The organism is Klebsiella sp. F11 (assembly GCF_056712265.1).
In genome coordinates this window covers 5,102,987-5,123,171 of record NZ_CM160060.1, presented here as the reverse complement: position 1 = coordinate 5,123,171, position 20,185 = coordinate 5,102,987, and the positions used below count along the sequence as shown (strand labels likewise).

Genomic DNA, 20,185 nt, shown 5'->3' with positions numbered 1-20,185 from the left:
GCGACGCGTCAGTTGATCTGGAATTTATGAAATACAGGAGTAAAAAACTTTATAAAACCAGAAAGAATTCCATGCTGACCTGACGGATATATTTTCCCACTCTTGATGTTCTTGACATGAAGAGGAGCAACTAACGATGATGAAAAGTGAAAGGATTTTTGCAGGCGTAAATACCGCACAAGTCGAGCAAAAGTGCTCGCCGAATTCAGATGTCCATGACATACATTTTACGTTGAGGGATGAGCAACATCATTTCATTATGACGCTTGAGGCAGTTTTGTCGTGCTTGCGCTTTGCAGAACGGGATGGTGACATTCCCGCTCTGCCGCTGGAATGGTGGCAGCTTCTGCAGACAAGGTATCGTCAAGTGAACTAGCGGAGCCGTGGCCCCAGGATGTCGTTGGCCAGGGTGAGGAGTTTTTGGTTGCGTTCAGTCACCTCCCATTTGGCAAAATTGATAATATTGGCGAAATACCTGTAATCGAAAGTGATTTTTTTTCGGCAAATTTCGTGGGTACGCTCAGAACCTTTTTTAAAGGTAAACACGCACTCCATGCTTTCTGTGAGTTCATTATCCAGGACCTGGTGTGCGTGTTTTGTTTGATACATGCCAACATGTACGTAGTCTTTGCAGTCTGGATGCTTTTTCAACTGCCCCCATTCATTTATCACCAGGTCCTCTGGGTAGCGCTCACACAAGGTTGCTGCAAGGGATTTATCAAGGATCTTTGTATACATGATGTCTTGATTATCAGTCATGTATAAAAAAGCCCATGGCGCATTCATCAAAGTGGCTCGCGCGTACAACCATCCTTCTTCATCTCGAAATTTCAGCAACATATTTCTGGCGATCCTTTCATTGATGGATACGCCTGAGTCTTTACTGATGAAATAGGCAATTTTATCAAAATGATTAATGAGTAGGCTAAGAATTTGCTCTACAAGATAGCCCTTTTCTCTTTTGGGGCGCTCTGCTTGATCCGCCGTATTTTTCTTAGAATAAGGACACCATTCATAAGCATCGCGATCATAGATCCCCACCCCTGGAATGGGGCGACCAAAGTGTTTCCCATAGGGGTTCGGTGTATTAGCCAGTTTTTTGTAAAAACCGATAATTTGCACAGGATTATTACACGCTGGGCAGATGGCAAAATATTGGGGAGTTCCATTATCGCTGGTTTTATACCAGGGTGGTCTGCGAGCGGTGCGTTTCTCGTAATCTGTGATATCAATGGGATAGTATGCTTGTGATTTCAGCTCAACCTTGTAGACATTCATGAATACTCTCTCCTTTAGTATAGGGTTAATATTGCAAAACCTGTTTTTGGGATCAAGGTCTCCAGCCTTGCATATAGCCCTCCTCACTGAGCCGAAAATTATCAAAATTCCATAAAGAGTTATCCGCTGACCTCCCGCCCCATCTGTCGCACCCTGAGAGCACCCTACATCATCAAGGAGTGCTTGTGTATGCCTATCCCCGTTGTTCGTGGTCTCGGCGCCGGCTGTGTGCTGGGGCTGACTTTGCTGACCGCATTGCCTGCCTTTGCTGCTGAAAAAGATGAGCTGGCCTCTGCCCAGCGGATGCTGATTCAGGTACAGGCAGCGCTTGAACGTGCGCGTGTTGCCGCCGTGCAGGCGGACCCGTCGGAGCGCGGTCGTTTCTTCTTCGACTATGCCCGCGCTACCGCCGATCTCAAAACCATCAATGCCGGTATCGATCGTTACCTCGAGCCTTCACGCGCGCAACCACGTGATGGCAGTGCGGTGGCCGGCAACTACCGTCGGGAGCGCCCCTGATGGCCATGACCGGTGCGCAGGAGCAGGCCTTCAAGGCGGCCAGCGGCGGCGTTGAAATCAATATCCTGTCGCTGATTTGCATCGGTGGGTTACTGGCGGTGCTGTTTGTCTGGGCGGCCTGGGCTCTGGTTGATGTTTACCAGGGCTGGAGTAACGAAAAAGTACGCAATGGGGCGTTGGTTCACTTCGTCATCAAAACCGTGCTGTTGCTGGTTGTTTCAATCTGGATGTTTGCCAGCTGACCTGTAAGAGGCGCTGGACCGTATTTCACGATGTTATTTTCACACACCAATAAGGAATGTTTTATGAATGCTGCAGTTCGTCTTTTCCGTCAACTCTGCGCGCGTGTCGCAGTAGCCACTTCCCTGGCGTATGTCGCCAGCCAGCCGGTGCAGGCGGCTCTGCCGTCGGTTGAGCCCCCGTCCTCCGGTGGTGGCGGTGGTCTGATGGATACCATCAAAGGCTATTTCCAGGACGGGATCGTTATTATCGGTCTGGTCGCCGCTGCGGTGGCCTTCCTGATTGTCGCCAACGCTGCGATCCATACCTTTGCCGAGGTCCGTGATCAGAAAGCGACCTGGGCCAAGTTCGGCGCCATCGTGCTGGTTGGTGTGGTGCTTCTGGTCACCGTCATTTGGCTGGTTGGCAAGTCCGCCGAAATCCTGTTCTAAGGTTATCCGCCATGCAGACTATCCGATTTTTACCTGACCGCCTCAATGCCGAGCCCGTCGTTTTCCGGGGGTTTACGACCCCGGAAATGGGGCTGGCGGCGTTAGCCGGCGTGGGACTGGGTCTGCTCGTGTCGTTGCCGTTTCTTCCTCTTGCCGGTTGGGTCGTGATACCCACCGGCATGCTGGTGATGCCGCTTCTCGTCATCTGGTTTGGGGGCAGCCGGCTGACGCGCCTTAAGCGCGGTAAACCGGAGAATTATATCTGGCAGCGCCTCGAGGCGCGTAAACGTCGCATGGGGTGGGGGGATCCCACCCTGATTATCGACAAACAGGGCTGGTCGTTGCGTCGCAGCCGCGTTGTTAAGAGGTCCACATGAGCCGTTTCAGACATGCGGTTAAAAACCGCGATCAGCATATTCTCACGTTGCGGGTTGCCTGCGGTGTGCTGGTCGTTTTCCTTCTGGTGGCCAGCATCGGCTGGATGCGGGCGCCTGATAATTTGACCATCCATAACCCGCCAGACCTGCGCAGCGGCTCTACCCGCGCCTGGTGGGAGGTGCCACCGTCCACGGTTTACAGCTTCGGTTTTTATATCTTCCAGCAACTCAATGCCTGGCCTAAGAACGGTGAGGTGGATTACCCGGCAAAAATCAATGGCCTGTCACCGTACCTGACGCCGTCGTGTGAGCGCTTTCTGAAAGCGGACGCCAAAAAGCGTAGCGAAAGCGGTGAACTTGCCGGCAGGACGCGCGTGGTATTCGAAATCCCTGAGCACGGTTACAACGGCCGTTATAACCAGAGCCCAGTGACGGTCAAAGGCCGTGATAACTGGGTGGTGCGCCTTGATCTGGTGGCGGACGAGTCCTTTGCCGGTGAACCGGTGAAACGCGCACTGACACGTTACCCGCTGAAAGTGGTGCGCGCAGAAGGGGATCCGGAACGTAATGAGTTTGGTCTGGCGCTGGATTGTTACGACAGCATGCCACAGCGTCTTGCTGCAGCGCCGGCGGAACCCGCGCCTGAGAAAAAAGGAGTATTCCAATGATGAAAGCACGTGTTCTGGCGCTTTCCCTGAGTGTACTTCCCCTGGCGGCGACGTTTATCGTGCCGGCTACGCAGGCGGAAGAGCTGATGAAATGGGAGCGTATCCCGTTGCAAATCCCGCTGGCCGTCGGCAAGGAGCGGGTGTTGTTTGCCGATAAAAATGTCCGCGTCGGATTCCCGCCGGCGCTGAACGGCAAGCTGCGGGTACAAAGCAGTGGCGGCGCGGTCTACCTGAAAGCGGATGCGGCTTTCCCGCCTACGCGTCTGCAGCTGCAGGACGTGGAAAATGGGGAGGTTATTCTCCTTGATGTGACGGCATCGGACAAAGGCTCGGCTGAACCGGTGCGTATTGTCTACAGCGGTGACGTGACCTCAGTCAGCAGCAGTAATGACACGCCTGCTGCTTCAGGGGGAAACAACGCGGCGCCTGGGGCGGATAACGGCACCCAGGCGAAGCGTAAAAAATTCAAATACAACGCGCCGCTGCCGGTTGTCCTGACGCGTTACGCAGCGCAAAGCCTGTACGGCCCGGTGCGTACGGTTGAAGCGGTGCCCGGTATTCATCCGGTCAACCCGCACCTGCCGAAACGTATCACCACACTGTACCCGTCAGAGCCGGTGACCATCACGCCGCTGGGCGGCTGGGGTATTGGCAGCCGCAACGTGGTAGCGCTGAAGGTGCAAAACACCGCCAGCCGCAAAATCACGCTCGATCCCCGGGTACTGCAGGGGCAGTTTGTGACGGCGACGTTCCAGCACCGCTATCTCGGCCCGGTGGGGACTCCGGAAGACACCACCACGCTGTACCTGGTTACTGCCGGTCGCCCGGATGGGGCGTTTGTCGCGGAGCCATCAGCGGTTCGCAAAGCCGTAAAAGCGGCGAAGAAGGGGGCAAACCATGGCTGATGTGAAATCTAACATGTTGCCTAAAGTGATTGTGTTCGGCGTGCTGGCCACCGCGATCCTCGTCGGACTTAAGGCCTGCAGCGGCGGTAAAACACAGGAGGAGACTCAGCAGGCGCATAACGTTCTGGCCAGCATGTCGCCGGAAGAGCTGCGGGCGCTGGGCGTGGAGGGGGATACCCCGGAGGACACGTTGCGTACCCTGGTGGGCACCCTACGGACTACCCGAACCCAGCAGGCCGAGCTGCAGAAAAACATTGATAAAGTGCTGAAAGAAAACGAAGAACTTCGCAAGCGCAATACCAATGTGTCCGGTCAGGTCAATGAGGCCGTGGCCGGCTTCCAAAAACAAGCACAGCAGCGCCAGCAGCAGCTTCAGCAAGAGCAGCAAACGCTGATGGGAAAAATCCAGACGCTGACCGAGCAGTTGAGTGCGAACAAGGACAAGGCAAAAAGCGACAGTGATATTCCGCTGGGGCTGGGACTGGATGGCTTGGGTGCCGGGGACGGTGGGGCCGCTCCTGGTCAGGATGGCTTGATGAGGGTCGGTCCGAAAGACATGAAAGAACCCGACCCGCGTAATCCGAACAGCGTCAAAGACGGCCCGCAGTTCCCGACGTCGTTCCTGTCGGACAATGCGATCACACGCCAAAAAGCTGCCTATGAGCAGCAGGTTAAAGGACATACCAATGAAAAAGGGGCGGAGGAGAACGCCGAGCCGGTGTTTACCCTGCCTGAGAATTCCACCCTGGTGGGCAGCCGCGCCATGACGGCGCTGCTGGGGCGCGTGATCTGGTCAAGTTAAACAGGACACTTTTTTCTCAGCCATCTGTTCATATCGCACTGGCGATAAATACCCATTCGAAGCATGGTTTCTGTCAAGATTGTAATAACGCATATAGTCTGCAACATCACGTTTCATACCTGCCCGCGTCTGCTGCGGGATCAACAGCACCCATTCATGTTTCAAACTGCCCCAAAAACGCTCCATTACCGCGTTATCCCAGCAGGCGCCAACATCTCCCATGCTGCTTCTGAGTCCGTAACTGGTTAACAGCGTTTGGAAGCGCTTGCTGGTATACTGCGCTCCACGATCGGTATGGACGACCAGCCCTGTCGGTGGATTGCGCAGGTTGTAAGCCTGCATGAGAGCCCGGCAAACCAGCGACGATGTCATTTTCTTGTCAATGTGCCAACCGACGATCCGGCGGGAATATAAATCCATGATCGCAGCCAGGTACAACCAGCCTTCACCCGTTTTCAGATACGTAATATCACTCACCCATATCTGGTCCGGTCCGGGAGGATTGAAGTTCTGATTCAACAGATTTGGTGCAAAATCAGCCCCTTTCTTCGGTTTCGTTGTGACCTTCCAGGCACGGCGTTGCCGGCAGAGAAGTCCCTCTTCGCTCATGATTTTTCTAACGCGCCAACGACTTATGGTGACGCCTTCTTCACGGAGCTTTTTAACCAGCGTTCGGCTCCCGGCACTTTCCCGACTGGCAGAGAATAACGCCTTGAGCATCACCCTGACTGCGGTATCTTTCGACGGGCAGGCTATCGGCTTTTTTCGCCAGGCATACCATGCGGACGGGCTAATGCGCATCACGCGACAAAGCGTCCGTAGCCTGTAATTACCTGCGTTATCGAGGATAAACTGGTATCTCACGACATGTGCTTCGCAAAGAAGGCGCTCGCCTTTTTTAATATTTCCTTCTCAATGCGTAACTCTTTGTTTTCTAGACGTAGCCTTCGGAGTTCAGCTTGTTCATCTTCACTAAGCGGACTTTCATGGCGCTGGCGCGCGGCGGCGACCCAACTGCGCAATGTTTTGGCGCTGATCCCCAAAGAAGTTGCGGCACGCGCAATGGAGTAATTTTGCGTCAGCACCAGGGCCACCGTTTCCTTCTTAAATTCTGGCGTAAATTTTCGCTTCTGATTCACTAAACACCTCCATTTTGGATGTAAGTTTAGTGTCCTGATTATTCGACCACAGCAGCGTGCCGATCAACGGCACGGTGACTGACCCTTACCCGTTCAAGCTGATGATTGGCAAAGACAACCTGACGGCGAACGGCATCGAGTTGCCGGACGTCGAGGGTGCGATTGTCTCCGGGACGGCCAGCGGCGACTGGACGTTGTCGTGCGTGCGCGGCCAGGTCAACAGCATCACCTTCGTGTTTGCGGACGGGACGGTACGCACCTTGCCGCATCCTGACACCAATATGAAGGCCAATAGCAACAACAATAGCGGTAACAATGGTAAAGACGTCAGCACCACCGCCGGCATTGGCTGGATCTCTGATGACAACGGCATCCCGTGCATCGGTGGAGAGCGTAAGTCCAATGCCTCGACCTACCTGCCGACTATCGCCGCCTTGTCGGCCGCCAGCGCCGCCGGGGAAGGGATCAGCCAGGGGCAATACACCACGCAAAACAATGTGAATGGCATCACCTCGACCATGACTGGTAATGCCGGCCAGGCCGTGCTGGGCAAGGCGCTGTCAGGCGGGATGAAAGAGACCGCCGATTGGGTGCGTGAGCGCTACGGCATGATGTTCGACGCCGTGTACGTTCCGCCGGGCCAGAAACTGGCCGTGCACATTACCCGCCAGCTGGCGATCGACTTTGAGACCAAAGGGCGCAAGGTGCGTTACGACTTCAGCCTGCCTGGCGAAGACGGCAGCACCGGCGGACTGGATTAACACGTCATTCAGAGGAGGAGAAGCATGCTGTGGCGCCAATGTGAAAAGTTGAGTCGCCCACAGAGTTGGGCGCTGGTCTTGCTGTCCTGCAGCGCGTTTTGGTTAGGTGTGCTGCTCCTGCTGTGTTTGCTTATAAGAGAATGATAATCATGCGGAAAAATCTGTTTAACCGGGTCCTGGCGACCGCTGTCATTGTCAGCGTCATGGCGTTGGCCGGCTGTTCGACGTCGAAAGAAGAAATGCTGCCGCCAGGCGACAGCTCGATGCTGGAATTGTGGCAGGGTGAGGATGGCGGCGGAACGGCGCGCAATGCGGTGGCGGCGCGCGACAGCCTGCGCCGACCGCTCACCGAGAACGAAAGCCAGGCAACAGCCGCGAGCGATCGCAGCTACAGCCGCACACAGGAAAGCGAAATCAGCCAGCAGTTCCCGCGCCTGCCGAATCCCGACCTGGTGATGTACGTGTTCCCGCACCTGGCGGATGGCAACGCGCCGGTGCCGGGGTACAGCACCGTGTTTCCTTTCTACAGCCAGGTGCAGTATGCGATGCCGGGTGAACGGACGGAGGCTTACTGATGCGGTTTTCCCTGTTTGATAAAAAGCGCCTGGCGCGAAAAAAGCCGGCAGCTGTTGCCCAGGACGCACTGAACGTGACCGAGGACGGTGTGCCGCTGTCTGTCGACGGCCGTGAGCCATTACGGCGCCAGGGCAAGATGACGGTAAAGGATGAGCAGCAGGTGTACCACGCCAATCCGTCCATCGTTGATTACCTGCCCTGGGCGGAGTTTCTCGACCGTGAGCAGTGTATCTTGCTCGATGACGGCGTATCCGTCGGGGCCGTCTTTGACATCACGCCGGTGGCGACCGAAGGGCGGACGGACGATCGCCTGGAGCAGATGCGCGATACTGTAGAGGATGCCCTGCAGGACTCGTTTGACGAACATGATGAAAACCCCTGGATCGTGCAGTTCTTCTGCCAGGACGAGAACAATGTCGAGGCGTATATCGACGGGCTGCGACAGTATGTCAAACCCCACGCGCAGGGCAGTGCGTTTACTGAAGACTGGTTGAAAGAGACTGAGCGCCATCTGCGCGGGATTGCCCGTCCGGAAGGCCTGTTCAAAGATACGCTGATAACAGACCAACCGTGGCGTGGGCAGCAGCGACGGACCCGCATGGTGGTCTATCGCTGGATGGGTAAGAGCAATCATGATCCGATGCCACCGATTGCCATGCTGAATCAGACCTGTGAGCGCGTGACCGGTGCCCTGGCCGGTGCCGGCGTTGCCTGCGTACGCCAGAACGGTGCGCAGTTCCATGACTGGATGCTTCGCCTTTTTAACCCCAGCCCGGAGTGGGTGGATAAAGAGACGCTGTATCGCGATGCCGCCTATTTTGACAGCCGTAACACGCCGGAAGGCGCGATGCCGGTGCAGAATGATTTTGCCGAAACCCTGCTGTTCACCCCGCCCGTATCCGATCCTGACCACGGTGTATGGTGGTTCGATAACCAGGCGCATTGCGCGATCCCGGTCGAGAAGCTGCGCCGTCCGCCGGAGCCGGGCACGATCACCGGTGAAATGAAACGCGGCGAGAAGAAAATCAATGCGCTGATGGATCTGTTCCCGGAGGGGACGATGGTGTGCATGACGATTGTCGTGCAGCCTCAAGACACGCTGGAGAATGACTTCAATCGACTGGCCAAAAATGCCGTCGGTGAGAATACTGAATCTGGCCGCGTGCGCCAGGACGTGGCGCAGGTGAAAGAGTACCTGGGCAATCGCCACAAACTGTACCGTGCCGGTATCACCTTCCTGCTGCGTGCCGGCGATCTGACCTCGCTCAATCACAAACGTGTCGAGCTCACCAACGTGTTGCTTGGCGCCGGCCTGCAACCGGTTCGTCCGGAATTTGATGTGGCGCCGCTCAATACCTACCTGCGGGCGTTGCCGATGTGTTTTAACCCGGAGACGGACAAGAAACACTGGTACACCCGCCTGACCTGGGTACAGCATCTGGCCGGCCTGTTACCGGTGACTGGCCGCGAAACCGGGACCGGTCACCCCGGCATGAGCTTCTTCAACCGCGGTGGGGATACGCTGACGTTTGACCCGCTCAACAAGCACGACCGGAGTCAGAATGCGCACATGCTGTATTTTGGTCCGACCGGCGCGGGGAAATCTGCGACGCTGTGTGCGACCCTGTCGCAGCTGATGGCAATACACCGGCCGCGACTGTTTATTGCCGAAGCGGGGAACTCGTTCGGACTGCTGGCCGATTACTTCGAGAGCCAGGGGCTCAGCGTCAACAAGGTGAGTATCAAACCGGGCAGTGGCGTCTCGCTGCCGCCGTTCTCCTACGCGCATAAACTCGTCGACGATGCGTTAACCTCGCTGGCCCTGGATGAAAATGAACTGCCGGACATCGATGCCGATGACGACGAGGATGAAGATAAGCGCGATTACCTGGGGGAAATGGAGATCTCGGCGCGCATGATGATCACCGGCGGCGATGCGAAGGAAGAACATGAACTGAAACGCGCCGACCGCGCGATGATCCGCGAGGCGTTGCTGATGGCAGCGCGGCAGACCTATGACGAAGGACGGCAGATGTTGCCGGCAGACCTGCAGAAGGCACTGTACGCCATATCCAAAGACGAAGGGAGTGATATCCGTAACGTCCAGCGCCGGGCCAAAGCGGCCGAAATGGCGGAGTCGCTCGGGATGTTTACCCAGGCAGGCAGTTTTGAAGCAGAGCTGTTTAACCGTGAGGGCAGCCTGTGGCCAGAGGCGGATGTGACCCTGATTGACCTTGGGCATCTGGCACGTGAGGGCTATGAGGCGCAGATGGCGCTGACGATGGTGAGCCTGACCAACACCATCAACAACATTGCCGAGCGAGACCAGTACTCGGAGCGGGATATCGTGTTCGCGGTGGATGAGGCGCACATTGTGACGGTGAACCCGCTGCTGGCGCCGTACATGACCAAAATCGTCAAGATGTGGCGTAAGCTCGGCGCCTGGCTGTGGCTGGCCACGCAGAACCTGAAAGACTGCTGTGGTCGAATAATCAGGACACTAAACTTACATCCAAAATGGAGGTGTTTAGTGAATCAGAAGCGAAAGTTTACGCCAGAATTTAAGAAGGAAACGGTGGCCCTGGTGCTGACGCAAAATTACTCCATTGCGCGTGCCGCAACTTCTTTGGGGATCAGCGCCAAAACATTGCGCAGTTGGGTCGCCGCCGCGCGCCAGCGCCATGAAAGTCCGCTTAGTGAAGATGAACAAGCTGAACTCCGAAGGCTACGTCTAGAAAACAAAGAGTTACGCATTGAGAAGGAAATATTAAAAAAGGCGAGCGCCTTCTTTGCGAAGCACATGTCGTGAGATACCAGTTTATCCTCGATAACGCAGGTAATTACAGGCTACGGACGCTTTGTCGCGTGATGCGCATTAGCCCGTCCGCATGGTATGCCTGGCGAAAAAAGCCGATAGCCTGCCCGCCGAAAGATACCGCAGTCAGGGTGATGCTCAAGGCGTTATTCTCTGCCAGTCGGGAAAGTGCCGGGAGCCGAACGCTGGTTAAAAAGCTCCGTGAAGAAGGCGTCACCATAAGTCGTTGGCGCGTTAGAAAAATCATGAGCGAAGAGGGACTTCTCTGCCGGCAACGTCGTGCCTGGAAGGTCACAACGAAACCGAAGAAAGGGGCTGATTTTGCACCAAATCTGTTGAATCAGAACTTCAATCCTCCCGGACCGGACCAGATATGGGTGAGTGATATTACGTATCTGAAAACGGGTGAAGGCTGGTTGTACCTGGCTGCGATCATGGATTTATATTCCCGCCGGATCGTCGGTTGGCACATTGACAAGAGAATGACATCGTCGCTGGTTTGCCGGGCTCTCATGCAGGCTTACAACCTGCGCAATCCACCGACAGGGCTGGTCGTCCATACCGATCGTGGAGCGCAGTATACCAGCAAGCGCTTCCAAACGCAGTTAACCAGTTACGGACTCAGAAGCAGCATGGGAGATGTTGGCGCCTGCTGGGATAACGCGGTAATGGAGCGTTTTTGGGGCAGTTTGAAACATGAATGGGTGCTGTTGATCCCGCAGCAGACGCGGGCAGGTATGAAACGTGATGTTGCAGACTATATGCGTTATTACAATCTTGACAGAAACCATGCTTCGAATGGGTATTTATCGCCAGTGCGATATGAACAGATGGCTGAGAAAAAAGTGTCCTGTTTAACTTGACCAGATCAGACTTCCCGGATATTGCCGAGAAAATGTTGAATATGGCGGAGTGGTGGGTTTGTCTGACCATGCCGCCGGAGGAGGTCAACGACATTGCCCGCTTCAAGGCGCTGACTGAAGAGCAAAAGGCGGTGCTGCTGTCAGCCAGCAAACTCTCCGGCTGTTATACCGAAGGTGTGGTGTTGTCGAAAAAACTCGAGGCGCTGTTCCGTGCAGTACCGCCGAGCCTGTACCTGGCGCTGGGGATGACCGAAAAAGAAGAGAAGGCCGAACGCCGCGCGCTGATGCAGGAGTTTGGCTGCAGCGAGCTCGAGGCGGCGCGAAGGGTAGCGCAAAAGCTTGACCGCCTGCGTGGTCTGGCGGCGAACGGGGAGGCACGGGCTGCATGATGACCCTGAAATATCCTGAACCGGTTGTGCGTTCTCAAGACCTGGTCATTCGAGATCCGGCGTTGTTTACCCTTCCCCCGCAGGGGGTGGCTACCCTGAGCGCAACAGATGCGCAGGGACTCGACACGTTCTGTACGGCTATTCGGGCTCGGTTGTCAGGGCCAGTTCGGCTTACCGCCCACCCGCATCGCATCGGGAGTCGTACCAGTGTGGCTCTGCATCTTGAGGGGCGCCTTGGGCGTTGCATCGATGTGCTGATCACGGTGACCGGCAGTACGTTGTGGCCTCAGCCGGAAGAGTATGATCACCCGCGCTGGTATATTACCGTGCCAGACGCGGCGGATGTGGTGTACCTGCTTCTCCACCTGAGCGAGCTGTGTGAGCGATTTAGGGTTAACTGATAACACTGCAGAAGTTAACGAACACTTCATACTATCTGGTATCTGAGCCAATTTTTGAGAGTATGTTTTCATTTGATCACCGGCCCTCTGGCCGGTTTTTTTTTATCCGGATAACGGTATACTATTCGGTATTACAGGAGGAGATGACGTGGCGATAACTGAAGAAGCATTATCGAAGTCAGGTTTTACGACGAAAGATATACAGAAGCTCCGAAATAATAGTGCCAATTATGGTTCAACTGTAGATGTCATTGTTTCAGACCTGGCGAAGCGGTTCTTGATCAATGTCTGGGTGACGTTTGGGGTTGTTTTGGTGTGTTTGATAGCGCTGATTCTGGGGTCTGTTGACAGCGCATTATCTGGTGTGTTTGCCGGTTTATTCGTTTTAGCCATCGGTTGGTTAACTGTTCCGGCTGGCCTGGCATATAAATCCTGGCGTTTCAGAAAACGGGCTCAATGAGCTGAGTCTGTTGTCGTTGTCATTAAATCGAATACAACTTTTGCCTTAAGTCCATAGCCTACTATTTTCATTGTCAACATAGGTCTGTTCATGGTTTCGACCTTGCGATAAAAATCAGTCGGTAGATAGTGGAACAGCCGCCATGTTCCAGGTCTTCTGAGTAATCCGAATATGCTGTAAGCGTTAGCTGTGAGGGTTACTGCTTTAAAAGCACCGAGACCACTATCTCGGCTGAATCCCATAAACTCAGCGGTTGCCATGACACCATTAGCGAGGATCCCTTCAGAACCAGGTTTGCTTTGTACTTGCTGATCGAATTCTCGCGAAAGCGTATTGAAGCCATCAGCGATAAGTATTACTCCCGCCATGACGCCGATAGGGGTTCCTGTCGCTGCTATTGCAAATCCACCTACAACTTCCAGACCGGCCAGGACGACGTTAACTGCCGTGATGGCATAACCCACGACTTTGTTGTTTTCCTTGATAAATTCTACCTTTGCATACAGTTTTGCGGCCTTTGTTCTGAGTAAGCGATCTTGCTCGAGAAGATTTTCATTTTCTGCTCTTAAGTTCTTTAAATAGGAAATTCCTTCCTCTTCAGATTTTGCCTGGCGAGCAAGATAAAATTGCTGTGATATGAAGGATTTAATATCTTCCATGAACTTGATTTTTGTGAGCCCATCCTGAAGATGGTGAGACGCAACGGTATTCGCGGTATTAATGAGTTTTCGAGCTTCCAGATTAATCATGGTTGCTGACCAGGCGTTAGTCCGTTGTCCTGTAAGCTGTGAAATATCCATTTATACCCTCATAAGCGATTTGTCATACCGTCGACCAAAATCATATAACAAGGTCTACTCAATTGCATAAATTCTTGCAGCATAGATTCAGCGTTAGCGTAGTAAAATTATCGCAATCCAATAAAGACTTCTTTGCTGTCTTTCTGAGCGCTCCATAGCACCCTGTGTGGATTCTATCCACGCAGGAGTGCACGCCATGAAAATCAGCACGTTGCTGACGTTGTTTCCTCTGCTGATGCCGGCATCGGTGCTTGCCGGCACGGTACTGTATACCGATTCCCACCATCCTCCGACGAATAATGATGCTTCCGTGACCGTGATTTATCTTGACGGTCCGGAGCAGTTGCAGACGCAGCTCTTCGGCGCACTGTCGTCGAACCCGGATGAAGCGCAGCGGCAGGCGCAAGCCGTACTGCAGTCACCACAATGGCAGGCGCATGAACAGGAGCTGGCGACGGTTTACCGTGCGGTGGTGCGCGCCTGGGAACTGGGCGTCAAAAAAGTCCCCGCGGTCGTGTTTGACGATCGGGATGTGGTGTATGGCACCGCTGATATCGCCCGGGCCACCGCGTTGCGCGCGAAGTCACTGGAGGGCCAGTGACATGCAACGATTTCCCTTGCAGTTGGCGTCTTCCGGACAACCCCGGCAGACCCTTAAATCCCTCGGTGTAGCCATGATGCTGTCTGCGGCCGGCGTGCCGGCAGTGAATGCCGCACTTAACAGCGCGCAGATTGTTGCCAGTGCGGTATCGCAGTCCTGCATCAGCTGGCGGGTAAGCGGCATTTGTTACTGGTTGTTCTGCAGTTGGGGCGGCTGCACTGTCCGGACTTCGGTCAAAGTTAGCCATTTCATCCCGGAGGCGGTGGTGTCGGCGTATAACACCCCGGGAGGCAACCCGTGGCGTGAGATGTCGATGGTCAGTCAGGCCGCCGGCGGACTCGAGAGCAGTATCACCAGCGCGCTGGGCGGAGTTGCAGCCGGCGGCGGCAACAATGAGCTGAAAACGCCTGGGCAGCGCAAAACCAACCTGCATTTCAAATACGCTGACGCCATTGGCCATCCGGCGACGTCCCTGATTGGCGGCAGCATTGCCGGCTATTCGTGCCGTAGTGCGGCGACCCCCTTCGTGCCGTATTTCCTCAGCACGCTGGACAGCCTGGCATGGCGTACTGGCATGCCGGAATCATTGTATCCGGAGGCGTTGATCCCCGGTCAGCGCGAGGTTGGTAGTCAGGCAGCCGCGAATATGTGGGGCAACGTCTATCCCCGTTCGGGATTTGTGACTCAGGTTGATGACGACAAGGCGGGTGCTCTGGTGGCACAGCGTGTGGCGGACATCATTACTCGAACTGGTCAGCCGCACGTCTACCAGCCCCTGATGGGCCAACGCTCGGAAGGGTACTGGCCACCAGGTGCGGTTCAGGAAAATACCGGAACCAGCAACCACAAATGGCAACGCCTGGCACCTCAACTGAGCCAGTCCTGCGCTGTGTTCCCGGACGGTGAACATCCGCCGGCCGTGGATGGGAACACTGCCTTTGCCCTGTGGCAACCCTATAGCTGCTGCCAGCGCCGCGGGCAGCGTTTCCTCTACAGCACAGATTTCTGAGGCATAAATGATGAAAAAACCAATGAATAAATCTCTCCGGGGACGGCGCAGCCTGCTGTCTCTGTTGGTTGTCAGCAGTATGGCATTGGCCAGCGTGAATGCGCACGCTGACGACAATGACGATAACGGCTGCTGTGGTCGAATAATCAGGACACTAAACTTACATCCAAAATGGAGGTGTTTAGTGAATCAGAAGCGAAAGTTTACGCCAGAATTTAAGAAGGAAACGGTGGCCCTGGTGCTGACGCAAAATTACTCCATTGCGCGTGCCGCAACTTCTTTGGGGATCAGCGCCAAAACATTGCGCAGTTGGGTCGCCGCCGCGCGCCAGCGCCATGAAAGTCCGCTTAGTGAAGATGAACAAGCTGAACTCCGAAGGCTACGTCTAGAAAACAAAGAGTTACGCATTGAGAAGGAAATATTAAAAAAGGCGAGCGCCTTCTTTGCGAAGCACATGTCGTGAGATACCAGTTTATCCTCGATAACGCAGGTAATTACAGGCTACGGACGCTTTGTCGCGTGATGCGCATTAGCCCGTCCGCATGGTATGCCTGGCGAAAAAAGCCGATAGCCTGCCCGCCGAAAGATACCGCAGTCAGGGTGATGCTCAAGGCGTTATTCTCTGCCAGTCGGGAAAGTGCCGGGAGCCGAACGCTGGTTAAAAAGCTCCGTGAAGAAGGCGTCACCATAAGTCGTTGGCGCGTTAGAAAAATCATGAGCGAAGAGGGACTTCTCTGCCGGCAACGTCGTGCCTGGAAGGTCACAACGAAACCGAAGAAAGGGGCTGATTTTGCACCAAATCTGTTGAATCAGAACTTCAATCCTCCCGGACCGGACCAGATATGGGTGAGTGATATTACGTATCTGAAAACGGGTGAAGGCTGGTTGTACCTGGCTGCGATCATGGATTTATATTCCCGCCGGATCGTCGGTTGGCACATTGACAAGAGAATGACATCGTCGCTGGTTTGCCGGGCTCTCATGCAGGCTTACAACCTGCGCAATCCACCGACAGGGCTGGTCGTCCATACCGATCGTGGAGCGCAGTATACCAGCAAGCGCTTCCAAACGCAGTTAACCAGTTACGGACTCAGAAGCAGCATGGGAGATGTTGGCGCCTGCTGGGATAACGCGGTAATGGAGCGTTTTTGGGGCAGTTTGAAACATGAATGGGTGCTGTTGATCCCGCAGCAGACGCGGGCAGGTATGAAACGTGATGTTGCAGACTATATGCGTTATTACAATCTTGACAGAAACCATGCTTCGAATGGGTATTTATCGCCAGTGCGATATGAACAGATGGCTGAGAAAAAAGTGTCCTGTTTAACTTGACCAGATCAGGCACCCTGTTTGGTATTTCGTTGCCCCAGGTGAATGACAGCAATATCGGTTACGGGAAGAACGCCAGCGGCGCGGTCTCGGACAAACTGTTCTATTCCCTGGGCGGAGGCTCGGTGATATCGCAGCCGGCTACGCGTGGCAATATGCAACGCCTGGGGATGAACCTGGGCTGGAGCTCGGATTTGATGTGCGGAAATTTCGACCTGAAGAGCACCATCGGTAACCAGCTCAATGGCGTGACGGACGGGTTCAAGAGCCTGATGGGTAACGTTATTCAGGGCGCTACCGGTGCGGTAGCCAGTCTGCCGGCGATGGCTATCCAGCGTGCTAATCCAGGCTTGTATGAAATGCTGACCAACGGGGTATTGCAGGCCAATGTGGCATTCGACAAAGCCCAGCTCAATTGCCAGAACCTCTCCAAACGGATGATGGATATGGCGGATTCCGGCGGCTGGAGTCAGGCGGCGGCGATGGAGGAGGCCAAAAGCCTGATCAATAACGGGGATGCCGATGCAGTGCGGTCGATGAATGCCACCGAGAAAGTAACCGGGCAATCCGGCCAGACCTGGATCGGTGGGCAGAAGCGCGGCGGCGCCGGTCAGCTGGCCATCAAACCGACGCACGATCTGGCTGCAGCCGGCTACAACATGATGAATGCGTTGCCGGTCACCAGCACCTCCAGCGTATCCGGCAGCAGCTGTACCGGCGGTGCCTGTACCAAATATGCCAGCAGTGAAGAAGCGGCAGCCGCTGTGGTGAAGGTGTTGGGCGACACCTCGCTGCGCACCTGCAAGGACGCCGCGCAATGCACCAGTGGCGAAGGGACCGAACAGCCAGGCAGCACCGTAGCCGGTACAGGTTTTGCGCCGATGCTGGAAGAGGCGACGAAAACGAATAATGAGCAGTTGGCCAAGCTGGTCAATGGGGCAGAAAAACCCACCGCGGGCAACCTGGCCAAACTTAAGACAGGTAGCCTGGCGGTGACCGCCGGCGTTATCAAGGCACTGCAGCGCGATCCGGATAATGCCGCCCTGGTTGGGCGCCTGGCCAGTGAACTGGCGATGGCGGATACCATCGAAACGGCCTTTATCATGCGGCGCATGATCACCACCGGGATGTCTGAGCCGAATGCCTCTGCGCAGAAAGTCGCGATGGAAGAGGGTGATCGGCGTATCGAGGCGCTGGATCGTGAGATCACGGCGCTCAAGAACGAGATGGAGATGAAGCGTGAAATTGCGCGTAACGCGGTACTGACAATCATCGATAGGGAGAACAATCGGGCGGAAACCAACCCGCAGCGTCAGTCGGTTGACAGCCCGGATACTAAATTCAACCAGCTGGCCGTGCCGGAAAGCGACCAGTAATTGTGAGGATGAATCAATGACCGGAACAGAGAAAAATGCGGTGACGCCTACCAGGAGGCGCCGGTTTGGTCTGCGGGCAAAGCGTGTTCTGCAGATGTTGGGCATGCTGGTGATAGCGATGATAGTCGCGCTGGGCATGGCTCACTGGGGTGTCAATCACCCGGGAGAGAGTGCCGCGCTGCGTGACTGGGTGCACAGCACCCGTTATGGCTGGCTGAGTTGGCGCCTGGCGCTTTACGCCGCACTGGCCTGGGGGTTCTGGAAAGTCTGGCATGCGCCGGGCTGCAAACCAGAATACCGGCAACCCCTCAAACGCATGGCCATTGCCTGCGCGGTATTTGCCCTGGCCTGTGAATACAGCCTCTTTGGTGGAGGGCTGTCGTTATGATGACCAACAGCTATCTGGAGTATTTCCTGACGCTGCTCGGCTGGCTGATTAACAACGGCCTGTGGGAGCTGCTGGTCAGTACGGGGCTGTTTGTGCTGCCGTTGCTGTTCAAGGTGGCGGCCATCTGGCTGAAGGTACGAGAGGAAGGGGAGGATGAGGGCAACAAAGGGATGCTGTCCCTGCCGCGCATCGAAAACCTGCTCTACGGGGCATTCTTTGTGATGCTGGCCTGCTGTCTGCCGCTGATGAATGTCAGCCTGGACACCATCAAGTACGACAGCAGCCGGGCGGCGACCTGTGGCACCTGGACCCCGAAGAAGCCGGATGAAACGGGCTACGCCAACATCATGTCGAGCATGAATGGCCAGACGGCGAAGGTGCCGGTGTGGTGGTTGGTGGTGCATAAACTCTCAAAAGGCATCACGTCGGCGGCCGTGGCCACCATTCCGTGCCGGCCGGATCTGCGGCAGGTCCGTTTTGAAGTCCAGCACAGCCGGGTCAACAATCCGGGGCTGGCGAAGGAGCTTCAGGACTTCACCAATGACTGCTACGCGCTGGCGCTGTATACCTGGCAGAACCGCGACCAGGGACAAACGACCGACAAGGCCACGCTGCGTGATATCGAGTGGCTGGGGTCGAAAACCTTCCTGAACGGCGGCTACTACAACAACCTGCAGTCCAAAACTCCGCGTACCAGTTTTCCCTGGAATGAGGGGCGGGACAGCGGCCGGCCAAACACCGGACGAGGGGGCTATCCAACCTGCAGCGAGTGGTGGTCTGCCGGCGAAACGGGGCTGGAAGCCCGCGTGGTGAAACAGGTCGATCCTGGCGTCATGCTGCGGATGTCTGCCGCGCTGAAGATGATGGGGCAACCGGATGCGGACTATAAAGAGGCGGTGGTGCGCCGCCTGGTCAGTCCGGATAACCTGACGGTCTCCCAGGGCGGACGCGCTTATGCCGGTTACGGCGGCAATGCAGACTTTACCCTGGACAACTCGGTTAACCGGCTCGCGTCGCTGGGCGGAACCGCGCTGGGGAGCCTGGCGGCGTACCCGGCATTTGATGCGATGCGTCAGGCATTGCCGATGGTGCAGGCGGTACTGCTGATGGCGGTCTATATCATGGTGCCGCTTATTCTGGCGTTCGCTGCCTACGAGTACAAGACGGTGATTACGGTGACGTTCGTGGTGTTTGCGCTGAACTTCCTGACATTCTGGTGGGAACTGGCTCGCTGGCTGGACAGCTGGTTACTGGAGGCATTGTACAGTTCGGACTCGCACAGTCGTTGGAATGTGGCCGGGTTCCAGAATAGTGCCGATGACCTGATTATGAACCTGGTGATGGGGTGTATGTTCTTGGTATTACCAGCTGTCTGGGTAGGCGCTCTTTCTTGGGCTGGTATTCGGACTGGTGGAGTAATCGAAGGGGCCATGAATAATGGCACCAAACAAGCACAGAACAGTGGAGGTAAAGCGGTTGATACCTTAAGTAGTGCCGCTTTATCGGGGGCTAAAAAAGGTTAGAGCTGTAAAATAGCAGGTGAAAGCCTGCTATTTCCTGCTATTTATTGTCTATTCGCGTCCCGCCAACATAGTTGCCAAATCCCTCAGGACCGGCTCTATAGCCATCATCATCACTATCATTTGTACTATCGGACAATTGCATGTTGCTGAAATCGGCATTCTGTAGGATAAACGCTATTGCCCAAATAAAAAGCATACTGCCAGCAACGATAAGTCCCCCGAAAAGCATAGCTGTGACTGAACCGATGAGAGCGATAACAATCGGAACATGGCCTATCCAGGCAGGAAGCCTGTACGCTCGTACCTTAGATACGCAAAGCCGATCCCATCTCATAATCACATTTTTCAGACGACTCCACTTACGGGCAGCCCAGATACCTCGCTGGTAGGCCTGTTGATCTCTGGCTTGGCTCATAATGCCTCCATACACCTGTTTAGCCTTTTTATCACTATAGCTTAAATAACAACCAATGGCTATTTGCCTGACTCCGTGGGTGGCTGATGCACACCATTGCTTTTCTGATTCCGCCCAGAC

The 20,185-nt window shown here is 55.2% G+C and carries 21 protein-coding genes and 4 pseudogenes; 21 read left to right on the top strand and 4 right to left on the bottom strand.

Going from position 1 to position 20,185, the window contains the following annotated elements; translation table 11 throughout:
- Window positions 1–136: 136 nt before the first annotated feature.
- On the top strand, window positions 137–376 hold the full coding sequence (locus AC1M2H_RS25185; RefSeq protein ID WP_480149511.1) for a hypothetical protein: 240 nt from the start codon (window positions 137–139) through the stop codon (window positions 374–376).
- Here the strand turns inward: AC1M2H_RS25185 and AC1M2H_RS25180 are convergent.
- Window positions 373–1,278, bottom strand: a complete 906-nt coding sequence (locus AC1M2H_RS25180; protein WP_480149510.1) for a hypothetical protein — start codon at window positions 1,276–1,278, stop codon at window positions 373–375. The genes AC1M2H_RS25185 and AC1M2H_RS25180 overlap by 4 nt on opposite strands.
- Before the next feature lie 189 nt (window positions 1,279–1,467).
- On the opposite strand from AC1M2H_RS25180, the gene AC1M2H_RS25175 reads away from it, so the two are divergent.
- The 7 genes and pseudogenes from AC1M2H_RS25175 to AC1M2H_RS25145 form a co-directional block, all read left to right on the top strand.
- The gene (locus AC1M2H_RS25175) at window positions 1,468–1,797 is read left to right on the top strand and encodes an integrative conjugative element protein, RAQPRD family (RefSeq protein ID WP_060558308.1); all 330 of its coding nucleotides are present in this window, start codon (window positions 1,468–1,470) and stop codon (window positions 1,795–1,797) included.
- Entirely contained in the window at window positions 1,797–2,039 is a 243-nt protein-coding gene (locus AC1M2H_RS25170) for a TIGR03758 family integrating conjugative element protein (RefSeq protein ID WP_187321749.1), read from the top strand. Before AC1M2H_RS25175 ends, AC1M2H_RS25170 begins: the two co-directional genes overlap by 1 nt.
- A 63-nt stretch (window positions 2,040–2,102) precedes the next feature.
- Complete coding sequence (locus tag AC1M2H_RS25165; RefSeq protein ID WP_182074752.1) at window positions 2,103–2,468, top strand: TIGR03745 family integrating conjugative element membrane protein; 366 nt, start codon at window positions 2,103–2,105, stop codon at window positions 2,466–2,468.
- An 11-nt stretch (window positions 2,469–2,479) separates the two neighbouring features.
- Window positions 2,480–2,845 (top strand): TIGR03750 family conjugal transfer protein, encoded by a 366-nt coding sequence (locus tag AC1M2H_RS25160; protein ID WP_099981573.1) that lies wholly within the window; start codon window positions 2,480–2,482, stop codon window positions 2,843–2,845.
- Window positions 2,842–3,513 (top strand): PFL_4703 family integrating conjugative element protein, encoded by a 672-nt coding sequence (locus tag AC1M2H_RS25155; protein ID WP_197779562.1) that lies wholly within the window; start codon window positions 2,842–2,844, stop codon window positions 3,511–3,513. The genes AC1M2H_RS25160 and AC1M2H_RS25155 overlap by 4 nt, the downstream gene beginning before the upstream one ends.
- Window positions 3,510–4,418, top strand: coding sequence for a TIGR03749 family integrating conjugative element protein (locus AC1M2H_RS25150; protein WP_480149509.1), 909 nt, complete (start codon window positions 3,510–3,512; stop codon window positions 4,416–4,418). Before AC1M2H_RS25155 ends, AC1M2H_RS25150 begins: the two co-directional genes overlap by 4 nt.
- Window positions 4,411–5,205, top strand: a pseudogene (locus tag AC1M2H_RS25145) (TIGR03752 family integrating conjugative element protein); the annotation flags it as partial. The gene AC1M2H_RS25150 and the pseudogene AC1M2H_RS25145, both read left to right, overlap by 8 nt.
- Before the next feature lie 6 nt (window positions 5,206–5,211).
- On the opposite strand, the gene AC1M2H_RS25140 reads toward AC1M2H_RS25145, so the two are convergent.
- Window positions 5,212–6,398, bottom strand: a protein-coding gene (locus AC1M2H_RS25140) for an IS3 family transposase (RefSeq protein ID WP_480152030.1) whose coding sequence is annotated in 2 segments (ribosomal slippage) — window positions 5,212–6,122 and window positions 6,122–6,398 — 1,188 coding nt in all. Because the reading frame shifts where the segments join, the coding sequence is not laid out codon by codon here.
- Window positions 6,399–6,415: 17 nt separating this feature from the next.
- Here AC1M2H_RS25140 and AC1M2H_RS25135 point away from each other — a divergent pair.
- From AC1M2H_RS25135 to AC1M2H_RS25105, 7 genes and pseudogenes are all read left to right on the top strand, one after another.
- Window positions 6,416–7,120: pseudogene (locus AC1M2H_RS25135) on the top strand (TIGR03752 family integrating conjugative element protein); the annotation flags it as partial.
- A 149-nt stretch (window positions 7,121–7,269) separates the two neighbouring features.
- Window positions 7,270–7,695 carry a TIGR03751 family conjugal transfer lipoprotein gene (locus AC1M2H_RS25130; RefSeq protein WP_110146549.1) on the top strand — a complete coding sequence of 142 codons (426 nt, stop codon included), beginning with the start codon at window positions 7,270–7,272 and terminating at the stop codon, window positions 7,693–7,695.
- Window positions 7,695–10,178: pseudogene (locus AC1M2H_RS25125) on the top strand (conjugative transfer ATPase); the annotation flags it as partial. The gene AC1M2H_RS25130 and the pseudogene AC1M2H_RS25125, both read left to right, overlap by 1 nt.
- A 9-nt stretch (window positions 10,179–10,187) precedes the next feature.
- Window positions 10,188–11,374 (top strand): IS3 family transposase gene (locus AC1M2H_RS25120; protein ID WP_480151836.1). Its coding sequence is split into 2 segments (ribosomal slippage): window positions 10,188–10,464 and window positions 10,464–11,374, totalling 1,188 coding nucleotides; the frame shifts between segments, so codons are not numbered across the junction.
- Between the two features lie 8 nt (window positions 11,375–11,382).
- Window positions 11,383–11,763: pseudogene (locus AC1M2H_RS25115) on the top strand (conjugative transfer ATPase); the annotation flags it as partial.
- Window positions 11,760–12,164 (top strand): acetyltransferase, encoded by a 405-nt coding sequence (locus AC1M2H_RS25110; protein WP_480149508.1) that lies wholly within the window; start codon window positions 11,760–11,762, stop codon window positions 12,162–12,164. The pseudogene AC1M2H_RS25115 and the gene AC1M2H_RS25110, both read left to right, overlap by 4 nt.
- Window positions 12,165–12,312: 148 nt before the next feature.
- Window positions 12,313–12,624: a hypothetical protein gene (locus AC1M2H_RS25105; RefSeq protein WP_157800472.1), complete on the top strand. Its 312-nt coding sequence runs from the start codon at window positions 12,313–12,315 to the stop codon at window positions 12,622–12,624.
- Here the strand turns inward: AC1M2H_RS25105 and AC1M2H_RS25100 are convergent.
- Window positions 12,618–13,424, bottom strand: a complete 807-nt coding sequence (locus AC1M2H_RS25100) for a DUF4225 domain-containing protein (RefSeq protein ID WP_480149507.1) — start codon at window positions 13,422–13,424, stop codon at window positions 12,618–12,620. The two genes, AC1M2H_RS25105 and AC1M2H_RS25100, sit on opposite strands and share 7 nt — an antisense overlap.
- Before the next feature lie 196 nt (window positions 13,425–13,620).
- On the opposite strand from AC1M2H_RS25100, the gene AC1M2H_RS25095 reads away from it, so the two are divergent.
- From AC1M2H_RS25095 to AC1M2H_RS25070, 6 genes are all read left to right on the top strand, one after another.
- Window positions 13,621–14,025 carry a TIGR03757 family integrating conjugative element protein gene (locus tag AC1M2H_RS25095; RefSeq protein WP_060558333.1) on the top strand — a complete coding sequence of 135 codons (405 nt, stop codon included), beginning with the start codon at window positions 13,621–13,623 and terminating at the stop codon, window positions 14,023–14,025.
- Window positions 14,026–14,098: 73 nt separating this feature from the next.
- Window positions 14,099–15,034, top strand: a complete 936-nt coding sequence (locus tag AC1M2H_RS25090; RefSeq protein ID WP_480149506.1) for a TIGR03756 family integrating conjugative element protein — start codon at window positions 14,099–14,101, stop codon at window positions 15,032–15,034.
- A 145-nt stretch (window positions 15,035–15,179) separates the two neighbouring features.
- A protein-coding gene (locus AC1M2H_RS25085) for an IS3 family transposase (protein WP_480151836.1) occupies window positions 15,180–16,366 on the top strand; the annotation gives its coding sequence in 2 pieces (ribosomal slippage) (window positions 15,180–15,456 and window positions 15,456–16,366; 1,188 coding nt in all).
- Entirely contained in the window at window positions 16,363–17,739 is a 1,377-nt protein-coding gene (locus tag AC1M2H_RS25080) for an integrating conjugative element protein (protein ID WP_480149505.1), read from the top strand. The genes AC1M2H_RS25085 and AC1M2H_RS25080 overlap by 4 nt, the downstream gene beginning before the upstream one ends.
- 16 nt (window positions 17,740–17,755) lie before the next feature.
- Window positions 17,756–18,127: a hypothetical protein gene (locus AC1M2H_RS25075; protein ID WP_480149503.1), complete on the top strand. Its 372-nt coding sequence runs from the start codon at window positions 17,756–17,758 to the stop codon at window positions 18,125–18,127.
- Complete coding sequence (locus AC1M2H_RS25070; protein WP_480149502.1) at window positions 18,124–19,650, top strand: conjugal transfer protein TraG N-terminal domain-containing protein; 1,527 nt, start codon at window positions 18,124–18,126, stop codon at window positions 19,648–19,650. The genes AC1M2H_RS25075 and AC1M2H_RS25070 overlap by 4 nt, the downstream gene beginning before the upstream one ends.
- 37 nt (window positions 19,651–19,687) lie before the next feature.
- Here the strand turns inward: AC1M2H_RS25070 and AC1M2H_RS25065 are convergent, their stop codons facing one another.
- Complete coding sequence (locus AC1M2H_RS25065; protein ID WP_480149501.1) at window positions 19,688–20,065, bottom strand: hypothetical protein; 378 nt, start codon at window positions 20,063–20,065, stop codon at window positions 19,688–19,690.
- Window positions 20,066–20,185 lie beyond the last annotated feature (120 nt).

Coding starts and splice junctions, on each gene's coding strand:
- AC1M2H_RS25165 (WP_182074752.1), top strand. CDS start 2,103: ATGAATGCTGCAGTTCGTCTTTTCCGTCAACTCTGCGCGCGTGTCGCA.
- AC1M2H_RS25065 (WP_480149501.1), bottom strand. CDS start 20,065: ATGAGCCAAGCCAGAGATCAACAGGCCTACCAGCGAGGTATCTGGGCT.
- AC1M2H_RS25070 (WP_480149502.1), top strand. CDS start 18,124: ATGATGACCAACAGCTATCTGGAGTATTTCCTGACGCTGCTCGGCTGG.
- AC1M2H_RS25155 (WP_197779562.1), top strand. CDS start 2,842: ATGAGCCGTTTCAGACATGCGGTTAAAAACCGCGATCAGCATATTCTC.
- AC1M2H_RS25150 (WP_480149509.1), top strand. CDS start 3,510: ATGATGAAAGCACGTGTTCTGGCGCTTTCCCTGAGTGTACTTCCCCTG.
- AC1M2H_RS25185 (WP_480149511.1), top strand. CDS start 137: ATGATGAAAAGTGAAAGGATTTTTGCAGGCGTAAATACCGCACAAGTC.
- AC1M2H_RS25180 (WP_480149510.1), bottom strand. CDS start 1,278: ATGAATGTCTACAAGGTTGAGCTGAAATCACAAGCATACTATCCCATT.
- AC1M2H_RS25100 (WP_480149507.1), bottom strand. CDS start 13,424: ATGGATATTTCACAGCTTACAGGACAACGGACTAACGCCTGGTCAGCA.
- AC1M2H_RS25090 (WP_480149506.1), top strand. CDS start 14,099: ATGATGCTGTCTGCGGCCGGCGTGCCGGCAGTGAATGCCGCACTTAAC.
- AC1M2H_RS25095 (WP_060558333.1), top strand. CDS start 13,621: ATGAAAATCAGCACGTTGCTGACGTTGTTTCCTCTGCTGATGCCGGCA.
- AC1M2H_RS25075 (WP_480149503.1), top strand. CDS start 17,756: ATGACCGGAACAGAGAAAAATGCGGTGACGCCTACCAGGAGGCGCCGG.
- AC1M2H_RS25175 (WP_060558308.1), top strand. CDS start 1,468: ATGCCTATCCCCGTTGTTCGTGGTCTCGGCGCCGGCTGTGTGCTGGGG.
- AC1M2H_RS25170 (WP_187321749.1), top strand. CDS start 1,797: ATGGCCATGACCGGTGCGCAGGAGCAGGCCTTCAAGGCGGCCAGCGGC.
- AC1M2H_RS25160 (WP_099981573.1), top strand. CDS start 2,480: ATGCAGACTATCCGATTTTTACCTGACCGCCTCAATGCCGAGCCCGTC.
- AC1M2H_RS25110 (WP_480149508.1), top strand. CDS start 11,760: ATGATGACCCTGAAATATCCTGAACCGGTTGTGCGTTCTCAAGACCTG.
- AC1M2H_RS25130 (WP_110146549.1), top strand. CDS start 7,270: ATGCGGAAAAATCTGTTTAACCGGGTCCTGGCGACCGCTGTCATTGTC.